The sequence below is a fragment of the Burkholderia sp. LMG 13014 genome (genome assembly GCF_905232215.1).
Lineage (GTDB): Bacteria > Pseudomonadota > Gammaproteobacteria > Burkholderiales > Burkholderiaceae > Burkholderia.
Genome location: NZ_CAJNKE010000393.1, coordinates 1 through 5,799 on the forward strand (window position 1 = coordinate 1; position 5,799 = coordinate 5,799).

A 5,799-nucleotide genomic window follows, 5' to 3' on the forward strand; every position below is an offset into this window, starting at 1 on the left:
GGCGCAGCGTTCGTAGTGATCGGTGACGCCGGCCAGCACGCGGTCGATCGCATCGGGCATGTCACCCGACAGCTTGCGACGCGCGCGGCGCAGGTCGAGCGCGTTCAGTGCGATGCGCAGGTCGCGGAAGCTCTCGATCGACGGATGACGATGGTCGTCGGATGCGCCCAGGCGCGGCAGCAGATGCGTGACGCGGTCGAGCATGCGCGACGCGTGGTTGCGCTGGTCGTCGAGCGGTTGCGTCGACGCGGAACGCGCGACATCTTCCCAGCCCGAACGCAGCAGGCGCCGCACCGCGAGTTCCGCACCGAACGGCCGCGTCGCACGTGTCCAGACATAGGCGAACAGCAGCCCGGCGACCCCCGCGAGGTTGCTGTTCAGGAACACGAAGAAGTCGGCATCGTACGCACCCTGGATGCTGATGAAGGTGGCCGTGTTCACGGCGACGAGCATCGTCACCATGTTGAACTGCGGGCGCGGCAGCAGTGTGCCGATCAGGATGAACGGGCCTGCGAACATCACCACGAGCATCGCGAAATCGTGCACGTGCGGCAGCACGACGAACAGGTACAGGCCGGCGAACACGACGCTCGCGGTCGTCGCGAGGAAGAACTTGAACACCAGCGGCGCCGGCTCGTCGAGCGCGGCGAAGAAGCTGCACGACACGGCCACGAGCGTGACGGCCGCGGCGCCGTCGTGCCAGCCGGACGCGATCCACAGCCAGCTCGCGAACACGATCGCGGCGACGACGGTCAGCGTCGAGAACAGCATCATCCCGCGATCGAAGAAGCGCTCGGTGCCGCCGAGCCGCCAGTGCCGGTAGCGCGGCTGCCAGACGCCCGCTTCGTTGCCGATCAGCGCACGCAGCGAACGGCAATCCTGCCAGATGTCGATGACCTGGCGCAGCCGCCACAGCGCATTCGACAGCAGCGCGCCGTCCCAGCTCGCGAGCGCATCGTCGCCCGGCTGCAGCGCGGCGATGCGTTCGCGCAGGCGTTCCGCGACCGGGTCGTCGGTCAGGTCGCCGTCGCTGCCGGCCCTGACGGCCGGCAGCGGCGCGTCGAACCATTTCGCGGCATCGGCGAGCAGCGCGTCGAGCCCGGCCGGCCGGATGTGCAGGTCGCGCATCAGCGCGATCAACGGATCGGCGAGCGACGACATCAGCGGCAGGAACAGCTGCATGCGGCCCGCGAGCGCCTGTGCGCGCGCGAGGATGCGCGGATGCGCATGGTCGTAGCTCAGCTGGCTCAGCAGGAATTCGAGGCCCGTGATGGTCGCCGCGAGGCGTTGCCGGCACGCGGACAGCGCCTTGCCGGCAATGTGCCCGGACAGCGTTTCCCGGCCGTAGAACGCGGCGTCCTTGAACCACGCGTCGGTGCGCTCGATCAGCGTCGGCGCGAGCCGGTTCGGGAAGATCGCGCTGCCGACCACGCTCGCGCACACGATGCCGAGCACGATCTCCTCGGTGCGCGCGATCGCGACGTCGAACACGGTGGACGGATCGGTGACGGTCGGCAGTGCGACGAGCGGCATCGTATAGCCGGCGAGCATGAACACGTAGCTGCGCGCGGTGCGGTCGGAGATCGCGAGGTAGAGCAGGGTGCCGCACCAGGTGGCGACGATGATCGCGAACAGCAGCGGCGTCTCGACGAACGGCGGCACGAAGAAGATCGCGGCGGCCGCGCCGAGCGCGGTGCCGAGCGCGCGATACAGCGCCTTCGAGCGCGTCGCGCCGACGAACGGGTTCGACACGATGTAGACGCTCGCCATCGCCCAGTACGGGCGCGGCAACTGGAAATACAGGCCGAGGTACAGCGCCAGCATCGACGCGGCGAACGTCTTGCCCGAGAACAGCCAGTCGCGCAGGCTCGGATAGGTCATGACGTGGCGTTGCCGGTGTGGGACGCGCGCGCGGCGGGCGTGTGCGACTCGGATGCATTGAAGGCGTCGAGCACGCGCAGCGTCGCTTCGAGATCGGCGCGCGTGACACCCTTGAGCACCTGCGCACGCAGCGCGCGCAGGTCTTCTTCCATCTTCGCGGTGACCGCGCGGCCGGCGGCCGTCAGCGAGATCGTCTTCGCGCGGCGGTCGTGCGGATCCTCGTCGCGGCGCGCGAGGCCGGCCGCGCATAGCTGGTCGAGCAGGCGCACGAGCGACGGCCCTTCGATGCCGACGTGTTCGGCGAGCGTGCCTTGCCGCACGCCTTCGCCGAGGCGGCCGGCGATCAGCAGCGGCGTCGCGCAGGCTTCGGACACGTTGTATGCGTTCAGCACGCCGTCACTGGTGCGGCGCCACTTGCGCGCGGACAGCACGAGCAGGCTGCTGACGGCGAGGCGGAGGTCGTGCAGATTGGTCATGGGCGAGATGATAGGGGCAAAATAATTCGATAGCAAACTATCGTTTTTGTCACCCTGATGACACGTCGCTCGCGGCGCGGCCGGCTCGTTTGAAGCAATTTAGGCGGCGTGCCGGCGATGGTCAAGCTGTAAGGTGGTCGGCGCGGGAGCGTGCGGCGGCCGCGATCGAATGGTCAGATGAAAGGCATCCGGCAGCGCAACCCGGCAGGTCAGGCAGGCTCGAAGCCGGGGTTCGGGAAATCCGGCTTCGCGAAACGGCGCGCGGCGTGCATATTGGGACCGTTGCAAGCCTCCCGGAGATTCCGCACGTGTCCACATCATCCTCGCAGCCCCCTGGCCATGCGTCGCTCGACGCGTGGCTCGGCAAGACCGAAACGCTCGGCGACGACATCACCGCGTTCCCGCTGAACGCGCTGGCCGCCACGCTCGACCGTCCGTCGCCCGGCGACGTCGTGCCGCCGATGTGGCACTGGCTCTATTTCCTGCCGGTTGCGCCGCTGGCCGAAGTCGGCCCCGATGGCCACCCGAAGCGCGGCGGCTTCGTGCCGCCCGTGCCGCTGCCGCGCCGCATGTGGGCCGGCGGCCGCCTGACGTTCCATGCGCCGCTGCGCACGGGGCGGCGCGCGACGCGCGAATCGACGATCGCGAACCTCGAGGACAAGACGGGCCGCAGCGGCCGGCTCGTCTTCGTGACGGTGCAGCACCGGATCGAGTGCGACGGCGTGCTGTGCGTCGAGGAAGAGCACGACATCGTCTATCGCGATGCGCCTCAGCCGGGCGCACCCGCGCCGAAGCCGATCGCGGCGCCGGCAGGCGAGACGTGGTCACGCACGGTCACGGCCGATGCCGTGATGCTGTTCCGCTATTCGGCGCTGACCTTCAACGGTCACCGTATCCACTATGACCGCAGCTACGTGACGCAGGAGGAGGGCTATCCGGGGCTCGTCGTGCACGGCCCGCTGATCGCGACGCTGCTCGTCGATCTCGTGCATCGCGAACAGCCCGGAGCGACGCTCGCGAGCTTCGCGTTCCGCGCGGTGCGCCCGACGTTCGACGGGGAGCCGTTCACGCTGTGCGGCAAGCCGTCGGACGACGGCAATTCGATCGAGCTGTGGGCGAAGGATCGCGACGGCTGGCTGACGATGCAGGCGACCGCGACGCTCGCGTGACGGGGGCCGTTCCGTTCATCCGCGATGCGGCAAGATCGGTATGCGGATCGCCGTTACCGCACGCTGTCGGCGCCCGGGCTGGCACTCGGGCGGCCCCTGACGCTCGTCGGCAATCCCCTGTAATCTGCGAGCAGGTCGCGCGCCGTTTGCCGGACGGCGCGGCGCGCGGCCGGCCCTTCCACTTGCCACGCATCGCATCAGGAGCACGTATCTTGGCCACCTACATTGTGTTTACACGTGAAAGCATGCAGGACCAGCAAGAATTCGACCTCTACCAGAGCAAGGTCGGCGCGACGCTCGCCGGGCATCCGGTGAAGGTGCTCGCGGCCTACGGGCCGCAGGAAACGCTCGAGGGCGACGGCCCGGAAGGCGTCGTGATCGTCGAGTTCCCGTCGAAGGAAGCCGCGCATGCGTGGTATCACGGCCCCGAATACCAGGCCGTCGTGCAGCACCGGTTCAAGGGCGCGCGCTATCGCGCCGTGCTGGTCGAAGGCGTCTGAACGACCCACGTCGCGCGTTTCCGGCGGCGCGTTGCGACGCCGGGCGTCCGCCTCGCCCATGAACACATCGATCTCCGCCGCTGCATCCGTTCGCCCGCCGATGGGCCGCGCCACGACCGTGCTGTTCGCGATCAGCGTGCTGTTCTATCTGGTCGCCATGTTCACCGCGCCGTTCCGCACCGGCGCGCCCGTCCCGCATCCGTGGGCCGACGGCTGGCAAGTGCTGCTGACGGGCTGGATGGGCGTGCTTGCCGGCATCTACGCATGGCTTGCGAATCCGCTCGTGTTCGCTGCCTGGCTGCTGACGGCGAAGCGCTACCGCGCGCAGGCGGTCGTGCTGGCCGGACTGGCGTTGCTGTTCGGGATGAGCTTCCTGACGCAGCACCAGATCGCCGTCAACGAAGCGGGGGACGTCGAACCGGTGCACCTCGACGCGATCGGCTACTGGTGCTGGCTCGCGAGTTTCGGCGCGGCGGCGGTCGGCGCGGCGTTGTTGCCCGGGCGGACGAAAACGCGCTGATTGATTGCGGACGGTTCGATGCGGAGTCGACGGAGGTGACGCCGCCCGCATCGCAGCGATCCGCGGCATCGGCACGTGATGCGACATGGCGTCATGCGTGCCGATGCATTGAAGGCGCGCGCCGCGCCTTCACCCTTCACCCGATGTGCGTCTGCAACGCACGCAGCCAATACGACACCGCGACCGCGCCGCCGTCCGGCGTGCCGATTGCGCGTTCGCCGAGATAGCTCGCGCGCCCGGCGCGCGGCGTCATGCGCGCCGTTTCCTGCGCACCGTGCTCGGCGGCTTCGACCGCGGCCGCCCAGGCGCCCGCGGCATCGCGATCGTTGTCGAGCGCACGCTCGAACGCGGCGACGGCCGGCACCAGCGCATCGAGCATCGTCCGGTCGCCGGCGTGCGCGCCACCCAGTTCGCTGATCGAATCCACCGCGCCACGGAACGCCGCGGCCCAGTCGCGCGCCGATGGCTCGGCGATCTCGGCCAGCCGGCGCGACGCGCGCAGCAGCGCGGTCGCATAGAACGGCCCCGAGCTGCCGGCGATCGCGCGGCGCAACGCGGCGCCGAGCGCAGCAAGCGCGCCGGCCGGCGTGCCGTACGCGGTTTCCGGCAGTGCGAGGATCGCCTGGGCGGCACGCAGCATGCTCGCGCCGAGATCGCCGTCGCCGGCCGCCGTATCGAGATCCGTCAGCGTCTGCTCGTGATCGATCAGTGTTTGCGCGACCGCGTGCAGCGCCGGTTGCAGGCGCGCCGCCCACGCGCGGCCGGCCGCATCGAGCGGCGGCAGCGGAGCTTCCTGCACGGCGGCCGCGGCCACGCGGATCTGCGTATTCACGGCGCCGCCGCCCGGCCATGCGCGCGCCTGCGTCGGCGCGTCGAGCAGCACCGCGCGTTCGTCGTTCAGCCGCAGTACCGAGATCGAGCAGCCGGGCATGTTCAGTGCCGACAGGAAACTGCCGGCCCACGCGCGCGCAACGACGATGCCGCGCCGGTGCAGGTTGTCGTACGCGGCGCGCAGCACGATCGCGAGTTCCATGTCAGGCGTCGCGCCGAGGCCGTTGACGAACAGCGCGACCCGTTCGCCGCGGTCGAGCACGAGATCGGCGACGATGCTCGACAGCAGCGTGTCGACCAGCGCATCGGCCGGCAGCGGCGCGCGGCGTTCGACGCCTTTCTCGCCGTGGATGCCGAGGCCGAGTTCGATCTCGTGATCGGCGAGGCTGAAGCCCGACTTGTCGGCGCCCGGGATCGTGCAG

At 69.8% G+C, this 5,799-nt stretch carries 6 protein-coding genes; 3 read left to right on the plus strand and 3 right to left on the minus strand.

All coding sequences use genetic code 11. The annotated features are described in order from the left end of the window. The coding region (locus tag JYJ84_RS26870) for an FUSC family protein (RefSeq protein ID WP_205189668.1) at nucleotides 1-1,881 on the minus strand (1,881 nt) is incomplete at its 3' end. Continuing rightward, entirely contained in the window at nucleotides 1,878-2,357 is a 480-nt protein-coding gene (locus JYJ84_RS26875; protein WP_043185339.1) for a MarR family winged helix-turn-helix transcriptional regulator, read from the minus strand. The genes JYJ84_RS26870 and JYJ84_RS26875, both read right to left, overlap by 4 nt. A 308-nt stretch (nucleotides 2,358-2,665) precedes the next feature. Between JYJ84_RS26875 and JYJ84_RS26880 the strand changes: the two genes are divergently transcribed. The 3 genes from JYJ84_RS26880 to JYJ84_RS26890 all read left to right on the plus strand — a co-directional run bounded on the left by JYJ84_RS26880 (nucleotide 2,666) and on the right by JYJ84_RS26890 (nucleotide 4,546). Continuing rightward, nucleotides 2,666-3,526, plus strand: coding sequence for a MaoC family dehydratase N-terminal domain-containing protein (locus JYJ84_RS26880; protein WP_175223296.1), 861 nt, complete (start codon nucleotides 2,666-2,668; stop codon nucleotides 3,524-3,526). 212 nt (nucleotides 3,527-3,738) lie between these two features. Continuing rightward, the gene (locus tag JYJ84_RS26885; RefSeq protein ID WP_122950215.1) at nucleotides 3,739-4,026 is read left to right on the plus strand and encodes a DUF1330 domain-containing protein; all 288 of its coding nucleotides are present in this window, start codon (nucleotides 3,739-3,741) and stop codon (nucleotides 4,024-4,026) included. A gap of 58 nt (nucleotides 4,027-4,084) precedes the next feature. After that, a complete protein-coding gene (locus JYJ84_RS26890) occupies nucleotides 4,085-4,546 on the plus strand; it encodes a hypothetical protein (protein ID WP_175223297.1) in 462 nt (153 codons plus the stop codon). Nucleotides 4,547-4,682: 136 nt separating this feature from the next. Here the strand turns inward: JYJ84_RS26890 and JYJ84_RS26895 are convergent. Beyond that, nucleotides 4,683-5,799: DAK2 domain-containing protein (locus JYJ84_RS26895; protein WP_205189669.1), on the minus strand; the 1,117-nt coding region annotated here is incomplete at its 5' end.